Annotated in this window: 19 protein-coding genes; 9 read left to right on the top strand and 10 right to left on the bottom strand. The window is 47.5% G+C overall.

The window, feature by feature from the left end; translation table 11 throughout:
* Positions 1 to 105 precede the first annotated feature (105 nt).
* From ABD031_RS01400 to polA, 4 genes are all read right to left on the bottom strand, one after another.
* Positions 106 to 1,827 carry a UvrD-helicase domain-containing protein gene (locus tag ABD031_RS01400; protein WP_343848006.1) on the bottom strand — a complete coding sequence of 574 codons (1,722 nt, stop codon included), beginning with the start codon at positions 1,825 to 1,827 and terminating at the stop codon, positions 106 to 108.
* A 2-nt stretch (positions 1,828 to 1,829) separates the two neighbouring features.
* Entirely contained in the window at positions 1,830 to 3,725 is a 1,896-nt protein-coding gene (locus ABD031_RS01395) for an ATP-dependent nuclease (protein WP_343848005.1), read from the bottom strand.
* A 249-nt stretch (positions 3,726 to 3,974) separates the two neighbouring features.
* A complete protein-coding gene (gene radA / locus ABD031_RS01390; RefSeq protein ID WP_343848004.1) occupies positions 3,975 to 5,348 on the bottom strand; it encodes a DNA repair protein RadA in 1,374 nt (457 codons plus the stop codon).
* Between the two features lie 350 nt (positions 5,349 to 5,698).
* Positions 5,699 to 8,536 carry a DNA polymerase I gene (gene polA / locus ABD031_RS01385; RefSeq protein ID WP_343848003.1) on the bottom strand — a complete coding sequence of 946 codons (2,838 nt, stop codon included), beginning with the start codon at positions 8,534 to 8,536 and terminating at the stop codon, positions 5,699 to 5,701.
* Between the two features lie 161 nt (positions 8,537 to 8,697).
* Between polA and ABD031_RS01380 the strand changes: the two genes are divergently transcribed.
* Positions 8,698 to 8,997, top strand: a complete 300-nt coding sequence (locus tag ABD031_RS01380) for a hypothetical protein (protein WP_343848002.1) — start codon at positions 8,698 to 8,700, stop codon at positions 8,995 to 8,997.
* A gap of 178 nt (positions 8,998 to 9,175) precedes the next feature.
* Here ABD031_RS01380 and ABD031_RS01375 read toward each other — a convergent pair whose 3' ends face one another.
* Complete coding sequence (locus tag ABD031_RS01375; RefSeq protein WP_343848001.1) at positions 9,176 to 9,619, bottom strand: hypothetical protein; 444 nt, start codon at positions 9,617 to 9,619, stop codon at positions 9,176 to 9,178.
* Between the two features lie 75 nt (positions 9,620 to 9,694).
* Between ABD031_RS01375 and ABD031_RS01370 the strand changes: the two genes are divergently transcribed.
* Positions 9,695 to 11,374 (top strand): amidase, encoded by a 1,680-nt coding sequence (locus ABD031_RS01370; RefSeq protein ID WP_425542705.1) that lies wholly within the window; start codon positions 9,695 to 9,697, stop codon positions 11,372 to 11,374.
* Positions 11,375 to 11,516: 142 nt separating this feature from the next.
* Here ABD031_RS01370 and ABD031_RS01365 read toward each other — a convergent pair whose 3' ends face one another.
* Together ABD031_RS01365 and gpmI are read right to left on the bottom strand one after the other, a co-directional pair.
* On the bottom strand, positions 11,517 to 12,074 hold the full coding sequence (locus tag ABD031_RS01365) for a hypothetical protein (RefSeq protein WP_343848000.1): 558 nt from the start codon (positions 12,072 to 12,074) through the stop codon (positions 11,517 to 11,519).
* A complete protein-coding gene (gpmI, locus tag ABD031_RS01360) occupies positions 12,074 to 13,597 on the bottom strand; it encodes a 2,3-bisphosphoglycerate-independent phosphoglycerate mutase (protein ID WP_343847999.1) in 1,524 nt (507 codons plus the stop codon). Before gpmI ends, ABD031_RS01365 begins: the two co-directional genes overlap by 1 nt.
* 137 nt (positions 13,598 to 13,734) lie before the next feature.
* On the opposite strand from gpmI, the gene ABD031_RS01355 reads away from it, so the two are divergent.
* The 3 genes from ABD031_RS01355 to ABD031_RS01345 all read left to right on the top strand — a co-directional run bounded on the left by ABD031_RS01355 (position 13,735) and on the right by ABD031_RS01345 (position 15,516).
* Positions 13,735 to 14,130, top strand: a complete 396-nt coding sequence (locus ABD031_RS01355; protein ID WP_343847998.1) for a DUF4783 domain-containing protein — start codon at positions 13,735 to 13,737, stop codon at positions 14,128 to 14,130.
* A gap of 42 nt (positions 14,131 to 14,172) precedes the next feature.
* Complete coding sequence (nadC, locus tag ABD031_RS01350) at positions 14,173 to 15,030, top strand: carboxylating nicotinate-nucleotide diphosphorylase (RefSeq protein ID WP_343847997.1); 858 nt, start codon at positions 14,173 to 14,175, stop codon at positions 15,028 to 15,030.
* An 81-nt stretch (positions 15,031 to 15,111) separates the two neighbouring features.
* Positions 15,112 to 15,516 carry an META domain-containing protein gene (locus ABD031_RS01345; protein ID WP_343847996.1) on the top strand — a complete coding sequence of 135 codons (405 nt, stop codon included), beginning with the start codon at positions 15,112 to 15,114 and terminating at the stop codon, positions 15,514 to 15,516.
* A 7-nt stretch (positions 15,517 to 15,523) separates the two neighbouring features.
* Here ABD031_RS01345 and queG read toward each other — a convergent pair whose 3' ends face one another.
* Entirely contained in the window at positions 15,524 to 16,498 is a 975-nt protein-coding gene (queG, locus tag ABD031_RS01340; protein ID WP_343847995.1) for a tRNA epoxyqueuosine(34) reductase QueG, read from the bottom strand.
* A 183-nt stretch (positions 16,499 to 16,681) separates the two neighbouring features.
* A complete protein-coding gene (locus ABD031_RS01335; protein ID WP_343847994.1) occupies positions 16,682 to 19,375 on the bottom strand; it encodes a DUF7133 domain-containing protein in 2,694 nt (897 codons plus the stop codon).
* A gap of 249 nt (positions 19,376 to 19,624) precedes the next feature.
* Here ABD031_RS01335 and ABD031_RS01330 point away from each other — a divergent pair, with 249 nt between their 5' ends.
* Positions 19,625 to 19,882, top strand: coding sequence for a DUF6364 family protein (locus ABD031_RS01330; protein WP_343847993.1), 258 nt, complete (start codon positions 19,625 to 19,627; stop codon positions 19,880 to 19,882).
* Positions 19,875 to 20,285 carry a type II toxin-antitoxin system VapC family toxin gene (locus ABD031_RS01325; protein ID WP_343847992.1) on the top strand — a complete coding sequence of 137 codons (411 nt, stop codon included), beginning with the start codon at positions 19,875 to 19,877 and terminating at the stop codon, positions 20,283 to 20,285. The genes ABD031_RS01330 and ABD031_RS01325 overlap by 8 nt, the downstream gene beginning before the upstream one ends.
* A gap of 6 nt (positions 20,286 to 20,291) precedes the next feature.
* Here ABD031_RS01325 and ABD031_RS01320 read toward each other — a convergent pair whose 3' ends face one another.
* Positions 20,292 to 20,519 carry a hypothetical protein gene (locus ABD031_RS01320; RefSeq protein ID WP_343847991.1) on the bottom strand — a complete coding sequence of 76 codons (228 nt, stop codon included), beginning with the start codon at positions 20,517 to 20,519 and terminating at the stop codon, positions 20,292 to 20,294.
* Between the two features lie 239 nt (positions 20,520 to 20,758).
* Between ABD031_RS01320 and ABD031_RS01315 the strand changes: the two genes are divergently transcribed.
* Positions 20,759 to 21,859, top strand: a complete 1,101-nt coding sequence (locus tag ABD031_RS01315; RefSeq protein ID WP_343847990.1) for a vWA domain-containing protein — start codon at positions 20,759 to 20,761, stop codon at positions 21,857 to 21,859.
* Between the two features lie 5 nt (positions 21,860 to 21,864).
* Complete coding sequence (locus ABD031_RS01310; protein WP_343847989.1) at positions 21,865 to 23,382, top strand: magnesium chelatase; 1,518 nt, start codon at positions 21,865 to 21,867, stop codon at positions 23,380 to 23,382.
* Positions 23,383 to 23,419: the final 37 nt, after the last annotated feature.

The raw sequence follows: 23,419 nt of genomic DNA, 5'->3' as shown, positions 1-23,419 counted from the left end.
ATAATAAGAGCCGTATGAATCGAGAGGTTCACGTACGGTTCTGTGAGAGGTTTAGGGGTGGAATTCCCCTTTACCTACTCGACTAGCTGCAGGGCTATAACGATTCTAAGCTTTAATTATATCAATATTACCAAACTTAGCAATAATATCTGCGTCGGATACTTTACTCGGCACAGCTATACAAGCAAAAGATTCGGGTCGAGACAAAGCTACATATAGCATTCTTTGTTTTTCATTTGGTAAGTCTGCAGGTGATGTAAAATCGGAGATTGATATTTTTTCTCCAGAGCTGTTATCACTAAGAACCAGTAAAATGGAATTGAAAGTCATTCCTTTCACTTTATGAATCGTCGAGACAGGATATTGTAATACTGTCTGAGGATACATCAATGCTCGTAAGTTTTGCGAAGTATATACAGCTCCTTTCTTTTTCAATTGCAAATCTACTTCAACCCCAAAACAAGTTTTAATATAGCCTGTCGCTTTCGATGTCCAGTTCAGTAAAGTGTCATCAGTCGAAGGAATGTTTTTGATGAAGTCATGAAGTTTAACATTTAAAGTAAAATCTTCCTTTAGTTTGTTTTCCTCCACTAATTTCTCTTTGTAATCTTTCGCAGGATAATTTAATTCAATATATATTTTTCTGAGACTGTTAATACTATCTTTAATTTTCCCAACTCCGTAGTTATAAATAGCTAAAACTAAATCTTTTGCAATTTCGTTTTTCCATGGTGTTTCATGTGTTTGTTTAACACCAAACATTTCGAGGTGGGAGCTTCCTCTTACTAATATCTGGTGTGGTAAAGTTGTGTCTATATTCAAATTGTATTCGGATACCAAGGAATCCAATTTGTCTTCGTCATACTTAATTATTTTGACTGCTATGTCTGTGCCAAGCTTGCAAATTGATTTGATTGGCTTTTCAGTTGCTCTTCTAAAGATTTGATAGAAGTCAATGATTTTCTGAGAAGAACGTCGACATGAAGACAATTCATAAGCGTTCCAATTTACTTTGTCTTCATGTCGTTGAATAAATAAATCAGGTCTTGCCTCCCTAAATTCATAAAGGCTCTGATAAGGGTCGCCAATAAATTCGATGTTAGATAATCCATTTTTTATTAATTCATCAAATATTTTGTACTGAAGTTCTGACGTATCCTGAGCTTCATCAATAACGATGTATGGAAATCTTGCTACTAAGTCTTTTCCAATTTGAGGAAACGTTTTTAGTAGTTGTAATGCAATAAATGCTGAGTCATCATTGTTTAAATACCCATTTTCTAATTGCCAAGTTTTGAACTTTATTGCAAACTTTTCAAAAATAGCTAGGTCTACAATTGCTGGATTTGGCTTATTTCCATCCCAAGTAATTGTTCCATCAATTTCGAATTTCAATAATGATGGTTTATATGAAACACTAAGGGGTTGCTTTCTTTTATTTGGAAACCATCCTAAATTCATACTGTCCAAAAAATCAACGGAATTCAAAATTGCCGGTCTTTCAGATTTACGTTTCAATAAATAATAAAAGGGTAGCGTTATATATTTATTAATAAAACTGTCTAGGGTTGAAACTATATTTGGATATGAAAGAGTTTGAGCAGAAAGTTTTTCGAATTTTCTTGAAATCTCGTCTTTTGCAACATTTGTGAAAGATAGACATGCAATACCTGAATACTTCCCATATTGTTTAGTGCATTCATTTGACAATAAAGCTAATTTATAAGCAATGGCTGAAGTTTTCCCACTTCCTGGGCAAGCGTTCAATACAATTTTCCCTCTACCTTTTATGTAATTGTCATTTTCTGGGGTTATCTCAAATGTCATACTTAGGACGTTACATGGTTTATAGCCTTTTTGATATACTCAGGAACTGTAAATACAACGTGTGTCCCTTTTTTCAACTCCAATTCAATATCATAAGAAAAGTTTTGAGCAAATTCTGCTTTTGATGGTAATGCTTTCCAAACGAGAACTGCTATTTTTTGCCTTTCATCATCTGAAAATACCTCATTGGGTAAACTGTCAACATATTTTTGTACGAGTAAATATTTTGAATTATCAACTTTGCTTAAGTAGATTATTAAGAAGTTCTTTTTGAAGTCTGTTTTATTGTTTGCTATGTTTGAGTATGCTATTTCATATTCCAATGTTTTAAAAGCGGTAAATAGCTCAACTTTATTTTTTCTAGAAGCAATAGTTGATTTTAGGTTTGAAATTCGATTATTAATTTTTGCAGAGTATAATCCCTTGTGAAAGGCATTGAGTCTTCCGAATGTTTTTGAAGTCAAATTTTTGAAACTGTTTTTGGCTTTCGAATACCTGTCATCATCTGTAATAATTGATGCCTTTTGGGAAATTCTTTTACTTGAATCATTTGAATTAAATAAATGAATAAAAGGATAAAACGACACTCCTTCGATATTCACAATCTCACAACGGTGGTCTTCAAGGTTGGATTTTAAAATACCTGAAAATGTTTTTATTAGTAGCTTTTCTGATATACCCTCAACGAATAATATTCCTCTTGCAAAAAAAAGTTGACTTTTTGTTACGTCTAAATACCTCTCTAGTTGTTTCTTTCTTGATGTAAAATCTTCATCAGTAAGTGTTATCTTTTTTGTTGATATCTCTATAATATTTTCTCTCTCCCTGTCTTTATAACATCCGCCAATGTTAATAGCCTTTTTGCTTACTAGAATTAAGTTATCAAGATTAGCCTTAGAGGTCAAGGTAGGTGAATGAGAGGTTATGAATAACTGACAATTATTGGGGCTTCCAGCTGTTTTTAAAAAGTCATATAAATTCAATTGAAGCTGGGGATGAAGATGTGCCTCTGGCTCTTCTATCAATAAAACAAAATGTTGATTAGGATTGTCAATAGTTCTTTGTTTAATATCTCCCAGAATTATCGCTATGTAAATTAGGTTGTTAAAACCTAAACTGTTTTGCCATAAATTGAATCCGTCATCGTCAAGCTTTGTTTTGTCGTGAGGTAAATATGGCTTAATTACATTGACGATGCTTTCAATTTTTGAGGATTCTTCAATCCTCATTCCAATTTGATTGTCTTTCGATATTTTAAAAATATCATCTAAATGTTCATTGACACCTGTTCTTGTGCCTAATACTTCATTCCTTTTTAAAAGTTCAGTATTTGCAGTCTGTATTATTTTTTTAAATTCATCTTGTGTTTTTTCTCTTTCGACAATTCTTTTTATAACTGAACCAAGCATATTTGTTTTAGTATTCAACAAATCATTTGTACTATCTCTCAAGGCTCCTAAATAGTAGTGTTGAAAGATTTCAAATGTTCCTGAATCGGCTTTTTGTTCAGTGCTTGCGCCAGTATAAAATGAGAACTTCGGATAGTTGTTTGCTCTTAATTCATATATCAAGCTAATTTGTGCATATTCAATACTTGGTTCGATTACTAGATATTCATACAAAGCTCCTTTTTCTGAGCTTGATAGTCCGTCAAAAATATATCTTATCTCTATCTTGGAGTTTTGAGTATTGGTAGTTTTATCGAAATGGAAGTCGTCATTAGAAATATAGTAATCCTTTTTAGGATTCCCCAAATTATACAATAATCTAATTGCATCAATCAAAGCTGTCTTGTGACTACCGTTCTCTCCAATAATAATATTAAGTTTAGAGTCAAACGAAAACTCTTGGCTTTTAATCCCTTTAAAATTTTGAATGTGAACTTTTGAAAGAAACATGGAGTATGGTTTATTAGTAGGGTGTTCAAAAAGCCTTGCAGCTAACACTTGTATTTACAGCATTCCCGTTACCCTATTGCGTCTATATCGCCCTTATCCACAGGGTTTCGGGGTTCTGATGTGACCAAATTAAGAATTTCGTCTATCCCGTCAAGAGGGCTTTGACTATTTTTGTTGGAAATAAGAGTTTTCGCTACAGCTGTCGCTTCGCGAAAAGCTGATAAAATTTTCGCTTTTTAAAACACCCTCCTAAAAAATCCTCTGATACATCTCCTCCAGCTTGCTCAGGGCTACGACTTCGATCTTGTATTTGCTTAAGTCCAGTCCCTTGACGGCATATTTGGAGACGACAATCTTCTTGAAGCCCAGCTTTTCGGCTTCGGCGATGCGGTTTTCGATACGGGAGACCGCACGGATCTCGCCACCCAGCCCCACCTCTCCGGCGAAGGATATATGCTCCGAAACCGGCGTATCCTCGTAGCTGGAGATCAGCGAGGCACAGACGGCCAAGTCAAGTCCCGGATCGTCCACCCGAAGTCCGCCAGCCACATTCAGAAACACGTCCTGCTGGCCAAGTCGCATTCCACCTCGCTTCTCCAGCACAGCCAAGAGCATATTCAGGCGTTTGGCATCGTGCCCGGTGCTACTGCGCTGGGGCGTGCCGTAGGTCGCCGGGCTGACTAGGGATTGGATCTCGATGAGCAGGGGACGGTTGCCCTCCATCATCGCGCCGATGGCGACGCCATTGAGGACTTCCTCACGCTGGGTGAGCAGGATCTCGGAGGGGTTGGACACGGCCCGAAGTCCCTCGGCACGCATCTCGTAGATGCCCAGCTCGTGGGTGGAGCCAAAGCGGTTTTTGGAAGTGCGCAGGATGCGATAGGTCAGGTGCCGATCCCCCTCAAACTGCAAGACCGTGTCCACCATGTGCTCGAGGACTTTGGGTCCGGCGATGGAGCCGTCCTTGGTGATATGCCCGATCAGGAACACCGGGGTGCCGGTCTCCTTGGCGAATTTCATAAGTTCAGCGGTACATTCTCTGACTTGGGACACCGATCCTGCCGCGGACTCCACATACTGGCTGTTGAGTGTTTGTATCGAGTCGATGACCAAAAAGTCCGGCTTGAGGACTTCGATCTGCTGAAAGATCTGCTGGGTATTCGTCTCGGAGAGCACGTAGCAGTCCGGATTTTGGGCCTCCATACGGTCTGCCCGCATCTTGATCTGGGCCTCGCTTTCCTCCCCGGAGACGTAGAGAATTGTCTTCCCCTTTAGGATCAAAGCAATCTGCAGCATGAGCGTGGACTTGCCGATGCCGGGTTCGCCGCCGATCAGCACCAGCGAACCCGGCACGATCCCGCCTCCCAGCACCCGGTCAAGTTCCGGATCACCGGTGATCCAGCGTGCCTGTGCTTCGTATTTGACCTCCCCGATTTTCTGGGGGGTGCTGGCCTTTTTCAATCCCGAACCGCTGGGTTTCCAGGTTCCTTTTCCGGTATCCTCCTTTAGGATGATCTCTTCCACGTAGGTGTTCCACTCCCCGCAGGCAGGGCATCGGCCGATCCACTTGGGGCTTTGCGCTCCGCAGTTTTGGCAGAAAAAGGAGGTTTTGGTTTTGGCCATTTTTTGATTTTGGATTTATGAAGTACGATTTACGGGGCGAAGACTAGTCTAAAGGCAAAGTGCATTTTTGACCACTAATGTCGGTGTTGGACTGAGCGGAGTCGAAGTCCACATCTTCCCCATTCCTCCGAGTTTCAAATTTTTAACTCTTCCAATTTTTCAATAGCGAGAAAAGACTGCTTCCCCGAAAAAATCGGGTCTGGCTGTGCCTCGCAGTGGCGCAGCTACTGTCAGGCTGAGCGGAGTCGAAGCCTTCTTGCCTGAGATTCCGAAACATCACCCTTCGACTCCGCTCAGGGTGACACGAGTATCTCGTGTCTTGGTACTAAAATCTAGCGTCTTGCGTCTCCCTAGTGCGCCTGCAGCCAATCCGTTCCCACACCGACTTCGACCTCGATGGGCACATTAAGCTGGATGGCATTGGACATCAGGCCGGGGATATGCTTCTTAAGCAGCTCGACCTCGTCCTTGTGCGCGTCAAATACCAATTCATCGTGTACCTGCAGGATCATCTTGGATTTGAGGTTCTCCTTTTTCATCCACTCATGCACGTGGATCATGGCGACTTTGATCAGGTCGGCGGCGGAGCCCTGAAGCGGTGCATTGATGGCATTGCGCTCGGCAAAGCCGCGGGTGGTGGCGTTGCGGCTGTTGATGTCGCGCAGGTAGCGGCGGCGACCCAGGATGGTTTCGACAAATTCGGTCTGCTGAGCCTTTTGGATGGCGCCGTCCATGTAGTCTTTCACTGCTGGAAATTCCATGAAATAGGCGTCGATGATTTCCTTGGCCTCGGTTCTTGGGATGGATAACCGCTGCGAAAGCCCAAAGGCCGAGATCCCGTAGATAATCCCAAAGTTGGCTGTTTTGGCTTTTCTCCTCATGTCGGTGGTCACCTCTTCCAAAGGAACTTTAAAGATCTTGGCGGCGGTGGTGGAGTGGATATCGCGACCATTTTTGAAAGCATCCAGCATGGATTCATCACCGGAAAACTCCGCCATCAAGCGCAGCTCGATCTGGGAATAATCCGCCGAAAGCAGAAGGTGGTTTTCATCTCGTGGCACAAAGGCCTTGCGGATCTCGCGGCCTCGGGCGGTTCGGATCGGGATGTTTTGCAGGTTGGGGTTGATGGAGGAAAGTCGTCCGGTAGCGGCCACGAACTGATTGTAGGTCGTATGGATTCTGCCGGTCTTGGGGTTGATCATGGTCGGCAGGGCATCCACATAGGTGGACTTCAGCTTCACCATTTGGCGGAAATCAAGGATCGCTTCGGCGATCGGATGCTCGTTGGCCATCTTGCTCAGAATCTCCTCCCCGGTGGCGTATTGGCCGGTTTTGGTCTTTTTTGCTTTGGGATCGAGCTTCAGTTTTTCGAAAAGCACATCGCCCAGCTGCTTTGGCGAAGCCAGGTTAAAGCGCACTCCGGCAAGCTCGTACACCTTCTTTTCGATCTCCTTGCTTTCGGTTTCGAGCAGAAGGGAAAGCTCAGCCAAGCTTTGCGTGTCTATCCGCACGCCTTCAAACTCCATGGCGGTCAGTACTTCGATGAGCGGATTTTCCACCTCGTCGAAAAGCTTGGTCAGCCCGTTTGTCGTCAGAATCGGGTCAAACTTCTCCTTCAACTGCAAGGTAATATCTGCATCTTCCGACGCATAGGCGGTGACTTCGTCTTCGTCCACATCCCGCATGTTGCCTTGGGTTTTCCCTTTTTTGCCAATCAGTTCGGTGATCGACACAGGCTTGTAGTGGAGGTATTGCTCCGCCAGCCAGTCCATGCCGTGCTTGCCATCGGGATCGATGAGGTAGTGGGCGAGCATGGTGTCGTAGATCTTGCCCTTGACTTCGATGCCGTAGTTTTTCAGCACGAGCAGGTCGTATTTTACGTTTTGGCCGATCTTGAGGATGGCTTCCGCTTCGAAAAACGGCCGGAGGAGTTCGAGTACCTCCTGTACTTCTTTTTGGTCTTCAGAGACGGGGATGTAGTAAGCCTCCCCGCACACATAGGAAAAGGACAGGCCAACCAGCTCCGCCCGCATGGGGTCGAGATCGGTAGTCTCGGTGTCAAAGCAGACTTCGGTCTGTAGGAGTAGGTAGTCGACCAGTTCTTGGATCTGTTTCGCTCCTTTGATTTTATGATAATTGTGGACGTTGGCCCAGATCGTCTCCAAGACCGGCGGAGGGCCGATTTCGAGTGTGGTATCGACAGCATCACCGTCGCTTTCCACAACGACGGTTGCCACCGGCGCAGCAGGTGCTCCAAATAAATCCATCTGGGCAGGAGCGTTGATGGCTGCTTTTTTAGAGCCGGGCTCCTTGAAAATCCGTGCCGACAGCGTCCTGAACTCCAATTCCGTAAAGATCGCCCGTAGCTTTTCTTCGTCAAATCCCTCGTATTTCAGTTCAGACTCTACAAAATCTATCGGCACGTCGATCTTGATCGTCGCGAGCTCTTTGGAAAGTATTCCCTGTTGGGCGAAGTTTTCCACATTTTCCTTCTGTTTGCCCTTGAGCTTGTCCACGTTGGCGATGAGTCCCTCGACGGTGCCGTATTCTTTTAGGAGCTTGGTCGCTGTTTTCTCGCCGATTCCAGGGATTCCGGGGATGTTGTCCACTGCATCACCCATCAGGCCCAGCATGTCCCGCACCTGATCCACGTGCTCGATGTCCCATTTTGCGCAAACCTGCTTTGGTCCCATGACATCGACTCCATTGCCCAAGAAAGCCGGCTTGTAGAGAAAAATATGCTCATCGACGATCTGACCGTAGTCCTTATCCGGGGTCATCATATAAACGGTAAACATCTCCCGCTCTGCCTTTTTGGCAAGGGTTCCGATGATATCATCCGCCTCGAACCCGTCCAATTCCAGGATGGGAATATTAAAAGCCTTGACGATTTCCTTCACCCAAGGAATCGAAATCGTAATATCCTCTGGCTGTTCCTGGCGATTTGCTTTATAGGGCTCGTATTGGACATGGCGAAAAGTTGGGGCCTTGGTATCAAAGGCTACCCCAATGTGTGTAGGTTTTTCCTTATCCAGTACCTCCACTAGGGTGTTTGTGAAGCCGAGCATGACTCCTGTATTCAGACCTTTTGAACTGATCCTTGGGTTTTTGCTGAAGGCGAAGTGCGCACGGTAGATCAGGGCAAAAGCATCGAGTAAAAATAGCTTGCAGGCTTGTTTTTGGGACATTTCTCGCGGATTGTTTAAAATTTTTGAAGGCCGGATTGATGGGTCTAAGTTACAATTTTTCCGTCCACGACCACGGGAGATTTGTTTTTCGGACAGGAGATGACGGGCTCTGGAATCGATTTTGTTTAGCGCAGCATATAATTTTTAAAACAAACGACGATATGAAAAATCTCATACTCTTACTCGCATTTTCACTGATTGTTCTGAATACCGAGGCTATGCCTGAGAAAAATCCGAAACCGGAGTTGACTGAGGCGCAGCAAATACGGATGACAGAGATTGAAAACCGGCTGAAAGAAATCAAAGGGATGGATTTCAAGTCCATGAGCAAATCCGAGATCAAAGAGGTAAGGGCTGAAATGAAGGAGATGAAAGAAGATGCAAGAGCGATGGGCAATGGCATTTACCTATCCATCGGCGCGATCATTATTATCATTCTGCTTTTGATTTTATTGCTATAAAGTAGGGCAAATTTTACCACAGAGACAGGAGAGGTTTTGGTTTGGAAAAGTGAGCCATAATTGAACTGCAACCCAGAGCCGTCCTACAGTTCTTTTTCACGAGGGCAAAGAAAATGCTGGAGCTTTTGCCAAGATAAACTCTGTGTCCCTCCGTGGTTAAAGAAAGTCTTCCCAAGTCTTACTCCTCAATATCGTTTTCATTCAGGTAGCTTCTCACCTGCAGCGCTCTGAGAAAAATCAAAATCAACGGAATCAACCACACCAATTCGTTAAAAACCAAGTGAAAAATGCTCCGCTTGTTCCAACTCAAATCAGGAGCGAAACCCAGCGTAAACCAAATTGCTGAAATTATTTTTCCGGTGATCCCCGCTAAAATGAGCCACACCCACGTCACTGGGTAGAAGGCCGAAATAAAAATTACCAACCCCACCAACAAACCAAAAGATCCAAAATAGTTCGTCGGCAACTCAGCCAGCTCAGTATTTCCCATCGCCATCCATTTTAACAAAGCTGGGCCAAACCATTTAAAAAAGGCCGACCAGGCAATCGTGTACATTCCAGCCAACAGAAGCAACCCTCTGAAATGCATTGGAAATGTGGGAAATAGAGGTTTAGGGTCCATGGGTAGGTTGATTTATTTGGGCGAATTGGACACCTTCAAGGTGTCTAATCTTTGACGTCTATGCAAAACTATCCAATGCGGCGTAAAAACCACTTAAGGCTCTGTGCTTTTATGATCTTCGGGGCGTCGGCATTTCTGGCTCTGGGGTTTACACTTGGGCGAAATACCGGCGAAATCACTCCAGCCACCATCGATTCCGCGGCCGAGCTGATCGGATTGACTTTTTCCACTTCGGAAAAAGACAGCATGCTGAACGCCCTGAACACCCAGCGCGACAATTTTGAAATCCTGAGGCAGACCAAACTGGACAATTCCGTGGCTCCGGCCTTGATATTTAACCCACTTCCACAGGGATTTTTTCCTGATCAAGCCCAAGAAACCCTTGACTGGGGACTGGATGAAACCGTGACTTTACCAGCGGAAGAAAAGGACATTGCTTACCTGACCGTTTATCAACTAGCCGTCTTGATCAAAAACAAACAGATCAGCTCCGAGCGGCTGACACAAATCTATCTGAATCGAATCAAAACCTACTCCGACACGCTGCAAAGCCTGATTACTTTGCTGGAAAAACCTGCGCTGGCAAAAGCCCAAGCCATGGACGCGGAGCTTGCTGCCGGAAAATATCGCGGACCACTTCATGGCATACCCTATGGTATTAAAGATTTGCTTGCGGTAAAAGGGACGAAGACGACTTGGGGTGCCAATCCCTACAAGGATCAGGTGGTCGATGAAACGGCAACGGTGGTTGAAAAACTGGAGGAAGCAGGCGGGGTTCTGGTTGGAAAATTTACCCTTGGTGCCTTGGCGATGGGAGATGTTTGGTATGGAGGAGTGACCAAAAATCCCTGGAACCTCAAGCAGGGATCGAGTGGTTCTTCGGCAGGATCGGCCTCGGCGGTCAGTGCGGGTCTGGTGCCCTTTGCTATCGGAACTGAAACTTTGGGTTCGATCGTCTCGCCCTCGACTCGCAATGGTGTCACCGGACTTCGCCCGACTTACGGTAGGGTCAGCAAACATGGAGCCATGGCGCTCAGTTGGTCGATGGACAAGATCGGACCGATTTCCAGATCTGCGCTCGACAACGCAATTGTGCTGTCCGTCATCAACGGAATGGACGAAAAAGATGCCTCCAGTATCCCTGCCGCTTTCAACTATTCTGTGGAAAATGAGGTCAAGGAACTCAAGGTCGGGTATTTCAAATCGTTTTTCGAAGGAGATCGCCCCAATATCAAAAATGATCAGGCGGTGCTGGAAGTCCTGAAAAATCAGGGATTCGAGCTTCACCCACTCGAACTCAAGCCCAGCATCAACCCCGCTCCGATTGCCAACATGCTATTGGTGGAGGGTGCGGCTGCTTTCGATGAATTGACCCGACTGGATCTGGACGATCAGCTGGTCGCTCAGCATCGCAATGCCTGGCCCAATATCTTCCGCTCGGCGAGGTTCATTCCGGCTGTTGAATACGTGCAGATGAGCCGGCAGCGGACGCTTTTGATCCAGGAAATGCACGCGCTGATGAAAGACTACGATGTGATCGTAACGCCGTCTTTTGCCGGGCAGCAGCTGCAGATCACCAACCTGACGGGTCACCCGGCTCTTTGCCTGCCCAATGGCTTTGGGGAGAATGGCAGTCCTACTTCCATCACCTTGCTGGCAAATCTATTCGAAGAGGAAAAGCTGATTATGCTGGGGCGATTGATCCAGGAAAACACCGACTGGCAGAGCAAGCGTCCGCCGATGTTTGATCGCTAGGATCTAAAACTTGATTTTAACGATCAGATTCAAAAAATCCCCTGCCCTCCAAATTGGGAACCCTACTCCATTTCTTCACCGGCACCAATTTTCCTATTTCTCCCATCTTGATACTGGCGTCTGGCTACTTGATACTTTCATCCTACTTCACCACTCCCGAGATCTTAATATGCGTCGGATCGAGAAACCATACTTTTTGGCTGGTTTCGAGCGTGTAGTGATCCAGCTTTTCGTTGGCTTGACTGATGTAGAATTCCCCAATCGTAGTTGTCGAGAAAAAAAGGTTCTTGTCAGTCGTCTTGATACTCACCGAGACCGGATACTCTTTGATGTACTTGATCCTGATCTCCTTCACCTTTCCCTTTGCCTCCGGCAAAAGTCTGTGAATCAGGTATTCGCCCTCCGTCTCGGTCAAATAGGAAAGTGCCAGCGCGGGGGTATTGATGTCTGCACTGTAAAAAGCCTCGAATTCCTCTTTCCATTCTTTCAGCGAATAGGTCTTTTCGACCGTCGTCTCTTCGCCATTGATTTCAGAGATTTTGGATACTTCCGCACCATCCAGTTTGGCCAGCTCCAGGTCCATGAGACCCTTCAGATTGAAGTAGGGAAGGACTTCCATCTTCTTGGCCTCTTCAGGGGATATACATGAAAAAGCTGCCCAAATGAGCAGCCCAAATATTAAGTATGTCTTCGATTTCATTACTTCAATAGGATATCTCCGGTCATTTCCTCCGGAATCTGGACACCGATCAGCTTGAGTATGGTAGGTGCTAAGTCTCCCAATTTTCCGTCGTTGACGGCGAGCTGGTCATGGTCATCAACCATTATAATAGGTACCAAGTTCGTGGTGTGTGCGGTATTTGGCGTACCGTCTTCGTTGATCATCATGTCAGAGTTGCCGTGGTCGGCAATCACGATGATGGTGTAGTCATTGGCCAAAGCCGTGGTGATTACGCTTTGAGCACATTCGTCCACCGCCTCGCAGGCTTTGACCGCGGCATCAAAATCGCCGGTGTGACCGACCATGTCGGCATTTGCAAAGTTGAGGCAGATGAAGTCAGCACTCTTCTTTTTCAGCTCAGTATTGATCTTAGAGGCGATTTCATAGGCGCTCATCTCTGGTTTGAGATCATAGGTGGCGACTTTTGGAGAAGGGCAGAGGATCCTGCTTTCTCCATTGAATTCTGTCTCTCTTCCTCCGGAAAAGAAGAAGGTCACGTGAGGATATTTCTCTGTCTCGGCGATTCGGATCTGCTTTTTTCCGGCCTTTTCCAGCACTTCGCCGATGGTATTGTTGAGATTATCTTTTTCGAACAACACCTGTACCCCTTGGAATGTGTCGTCGTAATTGGTAAAAGTGATGTAGTCGACGTTGAGTTTTTTCATGTTGTAATCCTCAAAGTCCTTTTGCGTCAGTGCTTGGCTGATCTCTCTGCCACGGTCGGTTCGAAAATTGAAACAGATCACCAAATCGCCGTCCTCAATAGTTGCAAGCGGTTTATTGTTTGGCCCCACGTGGATGATCGGTCGGATAAATTCGTCGGTTACATTGTTGTCGTAGGATTTTTTGATGGCAGTGAGGATATCTTTGGATTTTTCACCCTCGCCCTTGACCATGGCATCATAGGAGAGTTTGACTCTCTCCCATCGGTTGTCGCGATCCATCGCGTAGTATCTTCCTACGACAGAGGCGATCTGCCCGGAGGAAGTTTTCAGATGCTCTTGTAGGTCCGAGAGGTATTTGATTCCGCCTTTTGGATCGGTATCCCGTCCGTCTGTGAATGCATGGATGTAAACCTGATCCATGTCGTGAAACTTCGCAGCGTCACAGAGACCTTTCAAATGCTCAATGTGGGCGTGCACGCCGCCATCCGATACCAAGCCGATGAAGTGTGCTTTTTTGCCGGCCGCTTTTGCTTTCGCAAATGCTGCTGCCAAAACGGGATGCGTATTGAGCTCACCGTTGGCGACGGCTAGATTAATCTTGACAAGGTCCTGAAAAACAATTCTCCCCGCGCCGATATTCATGTGGCCTACTTCGGAGTTGCCCATTTGACCTTCGGGCAGACCCACCGCCAGTCCGGAGGCTTCCAGCTTGGCATGCGGATATTTGGGATAAAGGCTGTCCACAAAAGGTGTTTTAGCTTTGTCAATTGCGGAAACCGCCGGATTGGTTGCGATACCCCAACCGTCCAAAATCATCAATAAAACTTTCTTGTCCATGCGGCAAATATATTACTTTTCAATCCAAACTTTCCCCCGATTTCTTTTCTGGCAGGACTTGTCTGCTTCATTTTCGTAGCGGAATAGACGGCCTTGCACCGATATTTTTTTGGCTTGGAATTTGCCAAACAAGGCTGATGCAATTGCTAAGTATTCTCTTATCCGTTTTCCTTTGGATCGCTCCCCCTACGATGGGAGATAAACTCGACGCTAGTATCGGGCCGGTCATATCTGCTCTCGAAAGTGGCTCCAGCAGTGATTTGGCGCGTTTTTTTGACTCCAGCATCTCGATGAACATCAATGGTCAACAGGGCGAATATTCCAAAAACCAAGCTGAAATCGTCCTTCGGGATTTTTTTAAGAAGAATCCGTCTTTAGGATTTTCGATCGTATTTCAGAACGAAAATCCAGGAAGTCTCAGTACCTATATCGGTGAGTATTCGAGCAATCCAGGAAAATTTCAGGTTTTTATCAAAGTCTCCGAAAATGGGAGCAGCTTTCGGATCTATAGTTTGGATTTTGTAAAAAGCTAGCCGCAAACCGCTTAAATCAACAGTTTTGGCTATTTTTGCGGCATGAAGCCATCTTATCTTACTCCTGAAGCCCTCCACTTTTTTATCACTTCGGCACTTTTGGAAGACATCGGCCCGGGAGATTATTCTTCATTGGCATCTATCCCCGTGGAAAAAACAGGCAAAGCTCAACTACTCATCAAGGATGATGGAATCATCGCCGGACTGGAATTGGCGGGAGAAATATTCAAAGCCGTCGATCCAGCACTTCAGGTGGAATTTTTGAAAAAAGATGGCGACGAAGTTAAATTCGGCGATGTGGGATTGATCGTTTCAGGCTCTTCCGCATCGATACTTTCCGCCGAGCGGCTGGTGCTAAACTGCCTACAACGCATGAGCGGCATAGCAACCAAAACTCAGCGACTGACTCGGCTGATCTCGCATACCAAGGCAAAATTGATGGATACGCGCAAGACCACGCCGAACTTTCGGCTGATGGAAAAATGGGCCGTACTCATCGGCGGAGGAGTCAACCATCGCTTTGCACTCTACGACATGGTCATGCTGAAGGACAATCACGTGGACTTTGCCGGAGGCATCCGTCCGGCAATTGAGAATACCCGCAGGTTCCTGGCGGAAAAAGGCCTGAACCTCAAGATCGAAGTAGAAACCCGAAATCTGGAAGAAATCCAGCAAGTCTTAGAAGTCGGCGGTATAGACTACATTATGCTCGACAACATGGATTATGACACGATGAAAACGGCTGTAAAACTGATCGACGGGCGGTTTTTGACAGAGGCGTCTGGAGGAATTACCGATGAAACGCTGCCTTTTGTCGCGGAATGCGGCGTTGACTTCATCTCTATGGGTGCGTTGACGTACTCAGTCACTGCGCTGGATATGAGCCTCAAAGCATTCTAACTACGTAGAACAGCGGCCATTGCTGCTTTTTTGGCCCTTTTTGTGCTTACTCTTACAAACTCATACATTCCAGATAGACTTATGAAAAATTTGATATTGGGCTTCGTCCTGCTGCTCTCTTTTTCTTCATGCAAAAGTAGCTTCCCTGATTCCAACTGGACAAACAAGCATTGGACTGTGGTAGAAATGCTCGGCGTACCGGTTCAAACCTCCAATTCTCTCCAAGATGCTCACCTCATTTTTAGTGCTTCTGACAAAACTGTGACCGGCAGCGGCAGTTGCAATCGGATTTCCGGGCCCTATGAAATGGGCAAGAAGCACTCTCTGAAATTTGGAAACTTGGCCGCTACGCGCATGACTTGTCAAAACCAAGCCTTTGAAAACAAACTTCTGGAAACGCTCCAAAGAGTCGAGTTTTACCAAGTTTCCACAGGCGAACTTTGGTTGAAAGACAGCAAAAAAAGAATACTCTTGAAGTTGAGATAAATCGAAATCAAGAACGATCTGGGGGAGCGGGAAGAAATTCAGCTCCCTTTTCTGTTTGCAAAAAGTTCAGATTCCTTTTCAAGCCAGAGAATTTAGTTCGTTTGACCGCCGACTTGGCAAAGACCCGCTTAAACGTTTCCTCGGTCATTTCTTTCCATTCCCGATTGGTAAATGCAGCCAATTCGGGATTCGCTTGAAAGGCAGGCTCTGAATGGGGTTTGGAGAAGCGGTTCCAAGGACACACATCCTGACAGATATCGCAGCCAAAGGCCCAATTTTCCATCTTTCCCTTGAACTCCTCCGGGATGGCATCCTTCAGCTCGATGGTCAGGTAGGAGATGCAGCGCGAGCCGTCGATCACGCCATCCCCGACGATGGCATCGGTCGGGCAGGCATCGATGCAGGCCGTGCAGGTGCCGCAGTAGTCTTTGGCTAGCGGCAGATCCGGTGTTGCCTCCAAGTCGATGATGAGATCAGCGAGAAAGAAAAAACTTCCCATTTCCCGGTTGAGGAGGAGACTGTTTTTCCCCAGCCAGCCCAAGCCGGCCTTTTGAGCCCATTGCCGCTCCATCACCGGTGCGGAGTCCACAAAAGAACGCCCGTTGATCTCCCCGATTTCTTCCCGGAGGATCTCCAGAAACTCGGTCAGCTTGGCACGGATCACGTCATGGTAATCGGCTCCATATGCATATTTGGCCAGCTTGATATCTCCTTTTTGGTGAGGTAGTTGTTTTTCGGGATAGTAGTTGTAGATCAGGGAGACGACGGTTTTAGCCCCGTCCACGAGCTTAGTAGGATCCAGCCGCTTGTCAAAATGGTTGGCGAGGTAGCCCATTTGGCCCTGGTAGTTTTGGCTGAGCCAATGTTCTAGCCGGGGTGCCTCCGACTCCAAAAATTCCGCCTTGGCTATGCCGCAGTAGTCAAATCCCAGGCGCTTGGCGGTGGACTTGAGGATGTCGGCATGTTTTTCGGCAGGACTCATGGACTGTTTTTTTCCGAAAAATAGTCCAAAAATTCGGCAAAGGCGGCTTCCTATCTGAGCTTACACTTCCCAGGTGCTGGGGACTTTTATCAAAAAAACAGCCCGAAACTTCTAATTCCGGGCTGTTCTGTTTAGAGTAAATCTTTGCCCCGGTCTGTGTCCTCACAGACCGGAACCATACAATTACCTCGCGTAGATCTTCATCTGTTTCATCGCCCAGGACTGTTCGCCTTTTTCGGTAGTCTGGATTTTGAGGAATCGGCCTGTTGCCTGTGCGTTGAGGCGGACGGTATTGAGGCCTTTTACACCCGTTCCGCTGCCGACTTCCGTCCAGCTCTTGCCGTCGATAGATACGGAGACCGTGTATTTCTTGGGAAACTGTTCCGCGCCAGAGTCAAATTCGACTTCGGCTAGCTGCCGTTCCTTGGGCAGCTCCACTTGGAACCACATGCCCGGTTCTTGGGCGGTCTCGGTTTTCCAGCCCTTGAAGCCGAAAGCATAGGAAGGATCCCGTGTCGAACCAACTCCCTGCAAGGAGGTGCTGCTGGCAGTTACTTTCCAGTTGTCCTGAAGGAAGAGCGCCTTGGGAATCTCGGCTACCAGCTCATCGTAGTTGTAGTTGGATTCACGGCTGGCGGTTTCCTTGCGAATCTGTGCGACGTAGTCAGCATCGACGAAACTGCCTTTGTTACCAAATTCATTGCGGATGTAGGATACCACCGAGGCGATATATTGGTCATCATTGGAGCTCATGGAGATCATGACTCCTTCGTATTCTTTGCCTTCGATCGCTCCAGTGAGGCCGTGCAACAAGGTTTTCACTGCATACTCCGGATGGCCCATGATCCGCGGCGAACCCGAGAATGCAGGAGCGATCAGATCCCCCGCACCGGTTGGGGTGCCAAGGCCTTTTACCCCATGACAGGTCGAGCAGTAGCTGTCAAAGATGGTCTTGCCTTGGGCAAAAAGCGCCTGCTCCTTCGGCGAATATCGGGTAGCAGCAGCCTTCTTCGCTTCTTCTTCTCTTTCCAAAAGCTGAGTGGTAACCAACTGAACACCTTTGCTTTGGTTAACTTGCTGGCTAGACTTTAAAAGTTTGTCGGCATCCTCGATCTTCAGGATGTAGGCACTTTGAAGAGCCTGGATGGCGACACTCGGATCAGCATCCAAAGGCATCGCCCGGTAATTTTCCGCCAGGCTTTTTTCTCCGTATTTGTACAAGGTCTCACTGGCTCTCAGTGCCTGGATTCGAATCACCGAGCTTGGGTCTTTCATCAGATTTTTGACCGTCTCAGCTTTCAAGCTTCCCAATCCTTCCAAAGTCCAAAGGGAGTGGATCCTCGCCAGTTCGTTGGATGAAGAAGTGACCATCTTTTCAAGCTCGCCCACCACGGATTTGTCTTGGCGAAGGATGATGTTTTGCTGGGCCATATCTCTCCACCAGCCGTTGGGATGCTCCAGATGCTTCACCAGCTCGGCGGTTGTTTCGTCGTACATGCGGGGCTTTTCTTTGCTCCGTGGCATGCCATCGTAGGTCACTCTCCAGATTCGGCCGTTGCCGATGATGTCATCCATCTGGTATTGTTGGATCTTGGTGCGGAGATAGCTTCCCTCCTGTGTCCAGTTTCCCTCCTGAATGATCCCTCGATACATGTCCACGATGTACATCGTCCCGTCCGGTGCAGTAGCGATGTCCACCGGTCGGAAAAGTGGATCGGTCGATTGGATGAACTCCGATTCCGAATCGATGTATTCGTTTTGGATATAGGTAAGGCCCTCCTCTTTGGTGGATTTCACCTGGCGGATGATTCGACCCACGGGTTCGCCGTAGAAATATTGCCCGATCAATTCTTTTGGCAGTTTGTCGCCTCGGAAAACGTCGTTTCCAGCCGAACCGGTCACATTGTTAAGTGACATATCCGCTTTGGTTTCCCGCATACCTGGTTCGAAGTCCGCCAGCTTCACCAAGCTGTAAGGAACTCGGAAACCCTCCTGGAACTGGCCTGGAACGCGGAAATTGCCATAGACGATCGGAAAGTTGAAATTTTGAGGGGTACCGCCTGCTCCATCCTGAAACCAAACCTGGCCGTGATTGTCTTGGGCTACGCCCCACTGTCCGTAAGGATTTCCTGTAGGCTCTTGGATCACGCCATCCGGCGTCCAACGGATTCGGTGGGCATTGTAGGTGCTATACATCCAGTTGTCCATCGTCCAGGTGAGGAAGCTGGTCTGGTGCTCGACGTTGCCAGAGCGGCCTAGACCGGTGGCGAAAAGCTCTTTTTTGTCGGACTTGCCATCGCCGTCTGTGTCGGTGTATTTGTAGACATGATCCTCGTTGGACTCCATCGAGAGGATGGTATTGGGTCCAAATGGAACCACAAACCTCGGGAAGACCAAGCTGTCCAAAAACACCACGCCGGTTTCATAGACCCCGTCATCGTCTTTGTCTTCCCATCGGGAAATGCGGGAAGTAGCAAACAGTTCTCCGCTGGCATCGATATCCTGCATGTAGCTTCTGAGTTCGAGCACGTACATGCGCCCATTTCCGTCAAACTGGATCGCTGCCGGTTCACGGATTTGGGGCTCGGAGAGGATCGGTTCGATCTTGAATCCGGGTTTCAGGACAAAGGATTTGGCCTCCTCGTTGGCAGAGACAGGGATCACCGGTGGAGCCGGGGTCAGGTCGATTCCTTTCCAGCGGGGAGATTCCATGTCCAAATCCGCCGGAATGGCGATTTGAGGATAAGGAGCTTCGGCCCGTTTGGGATCCAAGCTTTCCGCAGGGGAGACATCAAAGGGGGATCTCTCCGGGGTACAGCTGGCGATAGCCGCCAGTGAAGCACAGGAGAGGATAATAAGTTTTTTGGAAAAGTGCATCTACAATCAGGGTCAGGTTATTGGAGAAAGATTTACGGTTCTGTGGTTTACAATTTTTGGAGGGGCCAAAATAGGCGATTTTGTCCTGAAAGAGGTACCGCAAAAGTAATTTTTCGGGCTATGGATCGGTGGCGTAATCTGCGAAATCGAAAGCAGCTGTTCGTTTTTATAGTAGGTCTTGCAGAAAAAGCGTTGGAAATCGATGGTTTCCTGAATTCACACGTATATTTATTTCAAACACGTGTAGCCATGAAAACGAAACTGACGCTGACAATCAAAAAAGAAATTGTTGAAAAGGCAAAGAGGAAAGCAGCAAGCCAAGGGATCTCGCTGTCTAGATTAATAGAGGATGTTTTTGAAAAAGATGATACGTCCCTTCAAACGTCTGAGTCTCAACTTGCCGCCAAAAGGCTGTTGAAACGATTGGAGGAGATGCAGGCCACCCAGGCACCCCAAGAGTCAGACAAAGAAGCTTTGACCAGATACCTGAGAGAAAAATATGGTTAAGATCTTTTTGGATACCAATGTGGTCTTGGATCTTTTGGGGAAAAGAGAGCCGTTCTATAGCGATGCAAAGTTGTTTCTGGCCCTATATTCCGACGGACTTGCGAGGCTTCAAATTGCCGAATGCAGCTTGGGCAATCTCTACTACCTGGCGTTTAACGTCTACAAACTTCCCTATGCCGAGTTCACAATGAGCGATCTGATTACGGCCTGTGAGATTCTTTCAGCCGGAAAGCAAGTAATCTATAGCTCGTTAAACTCAAAATTCAAGGACAAAGAAGATGCTTTGCAATACTATACGGCTTTGGCTAACAAATCCGACTTTATAATTACCCGGGACAAAAAGGAATTCAAATATGCTAGCGATATTCCGGTGATGACGCCTGCGGAATTTTTTTCCTCTTAGTCCTCCTTAGCCTTTTCTCTTCAATTCCGGCCTATCCTGGTACCACTGCTCATCAAAAGTCTCCGGCACGTCCACCGGAGCGGTCAGCACCGTCCAAACCATCCAAATGAGAAAAACCGGACTGGCCAAAAAAATCCCCCAGGCCAGCAGCTCCGCAACCTGAAGCTGGATCAAAGTGACAAAGACGATCAAAATCCCGGTCACAACCCCCACCGATGTCAGATAGTTTTTCATATGGTTGGAACAGACATTTAACCGGCCGATGAAATCTCACAGACTTGAAATCCGCTCGTCTATTTGACGTTTTTGTCTGCTCGATTTCATCTTTTCGGAGTTTTTCTCTGTTATATTAAACTCCTATTGGCATCCGTTTGTTATCAACCCATGTTAAAGGACCCAGGCTTCATTCGCTTGGATTTGCCGCTTTTCGGCGATAGGTCTTGGGTCTAATATCTTGCTACTAACGTCTCAAAATGAAAGGCTTCCGCTTTACCCAGTACGTTCCTCCCCAAGATCCGGAGAAAAACACCTTCGAAAACCTCCTGAACATCTTCCTCCAGCTGGTGACGATGACCGGTGGCGACGTGGCCGAGGCGCTCAGCTGGCTGACCAATCTGGACAAGCGCTACAACATGACCAATCCCAACTATGGCATTGGCGACTTTATCGAAGATCTGAAGACCAAAGGCTACCTCACCGAGGAAAACCAAAAAGGCGAATTCAAGATCACCGGCAAGTCCGAGCAAACCATCCGCAAATCCGCTTTGGAGGAGATCTTTGGCAAGCTCAAGCGTGGCAAATCCGGCCAGCACAAAACCACCCACTCCGGCACCGGAGACGAGCGGGGCACCGACCGCCGAGTCTTCGAGTTTGGCGATAATCTGGATCAGATCGCACTGACCGATTCCCTGCGAAATGCCCAGGCAAACCATGGCTTTTCGGGTGATTACCTCCTGACTGAGGATGATCTGGAGGTGATGGAAAATGAGGTTCGCTCTCAGACCTCCACCGTACTGATGATCGACATCTCGCACTCTATGATTCTCTATGGAGAGGACCGGATCACGCCTGCCAAAAAGGTGGCGATGGCTTTGGCTGAACTCATCAAAACCCGCTACCCTAAAGACACGCTGGACATCATCGTCTTCGGAAATGACGCCTGGCAGATCGAAATCAAGGACTTGCCCTATCTGCAAGTCGGGCCCTATCATACCAATACAGTCGCGGGACTGGAACTCGCCATGGATTTGCTCCGGAGGAGAAAAAATCCCAACAAGCAGATCTTCATGATCACCGACGGGAAGCCTACCTGCTTGAAAGTCGGTATCAAATACTACAAAAATGCGTTCGGCATCGACAGCAAGATCCTCGGCGAAACGCTGAAACTCGCCGCCCAATGCCGCAAACTCAAGATCCCCGTGACGACCTTTATGATCGCCTCGGATCCTTATCTCAAGGAATTTGTGAAAGAATTTACCAAAGTGAATAACGGAAACGCCTACTACAGCAGCCTCAAGGGGCTCGGCGACCTGATTTTTGAAGACTATAGACGAAACCGAACCAAACGCTTTTAACCCACATGGACTACCAAAGACTGAGCGGAAAAGAACTTACCCAAATCAAAACTCTCGGCCAACTCAAGGCCTCTGGCTACCAGCCCAAATCCATCAAAGAAGAACTTCGCGACAACCTGATCCTCAAGATCAAGCGCAAGGAAAACGTCTTCGAAGGAATCTGGGGCTATGAGGATACGGTCATCCCAGACATCGAGCGGGCCATCCTATCCCGACATAATATAAATCTCCTTGGACTTCGCGGTCAGGCCAAAACCCGAATCGCGCGGATGATGACCCAGCTGCTGGACGAGTATGTCCCGGTGATCTATGGCTCTGAGCTGAACGATGATCCGATGCAGCCGCTTTCTTCTTTTGGGAAAAAGATGGTCGATGAGCGAGGCGACACCACGCCGATCGTCTGGATGCATCGGGATGAGCGCTATGCGGAAAAGCTCGCCACGCCGGACGTGTCGGTGGCCGATCTGATCGGAGACGTCGATCCCATCAAGGCTGCCACCATGAAGCTCAGCTACAACGACGAGCGGGTGATTCACTACGGACTCGTGCCCCGCTCCAACCGATGCATCTTTGTGATCAACGAGCTGCCGGATTTGCAGGCAAGGATTCAGGTGGCGCTGTTCAACATCCTGCAGGAGGGTGATATCCAGATCCGAGGCTTCAAGCTCCGACTTCCGCTGGACATCCAGTTTGTCTTCACTGCAAACCCGGAGGACTACACCAACCGGGGCAGCATCGTAACTCCGCTGAAGGATCGAATAGAAAGCCAGATCATCACGCACTATCCGAAATCTATCGAAATCGGCCGCAGAATCACCGCCCAAGAAGCAAACTTGAAAGGCAAGCCGGTGGAAAATATCTACGTGCCGGACCTGATGAAGGACCTTATCGAGCAGATCGCCATCGAGGCGAGAAGTTCGGAACTGGTCGATGAAAAAAGTGGGGTATCGGCCAGATTGACGATTTCGGCATACGAAAACCTCATTTCAGCGGCCGAAAGACGGCTTTACCTGAATGGAGAAAGCAATACTATCGTGCGGATCGCTGACCTCATTGGCGTGATCCCGGCCATTACCGGCAAGGTCGAACTCGTTTATGAAGGCGAGCAGGAGGGTGCCGGGCTGGTCGCTTACAACCTGATCGGAAAAGCAATCCGGACGCAATTTGTGAACTATTTCCCTTCTCCCGAACAGAAGAAAAAAGACAAAAACGGCAATCCTTATGTGATCCCATTGGCTTGGTTTGGCGAGGGAAATGCCTTGGATATCTTGGCTTCCCAGCCGGACAAGGAGTACAAGAGCCTCCTCCATTCTGTGCCTGGCTTGGAGGAAGTGGTGACCCAGCTGGTGAAAAACCTTCCCGAAAAGGAGAAGGAGTTCTTTATGGAATTTGCCCTGCACGGCTTGGCGGAATACTCCCAGCTCAGCAAAAAACTGCTGGACACGGGCTTGCAGTTCAAGGACTTGTTCAGCTCCATGTTTGATATGGGAGGAGATGAGGAGCTGGAGGAGGATGATTTGTGAGTTGATTTTGGATTTCAGATGTACGATTTACGCCGCA

This window comes from Algoriphagus jejuensis (assembly GCF_039523455.1).
Classification (GTDB): domain Bacteria; phylum Bacteroidota; class Bacteroidia; order Cytophagales; family Cyclobacteriaceae; genus Algoriphagus; species Algoriphagus jejuensis.
Note: the sequence above shows the minus strand (reverse complement) of the source record. Positions and strands in the feature narration are given on the sequence as shown.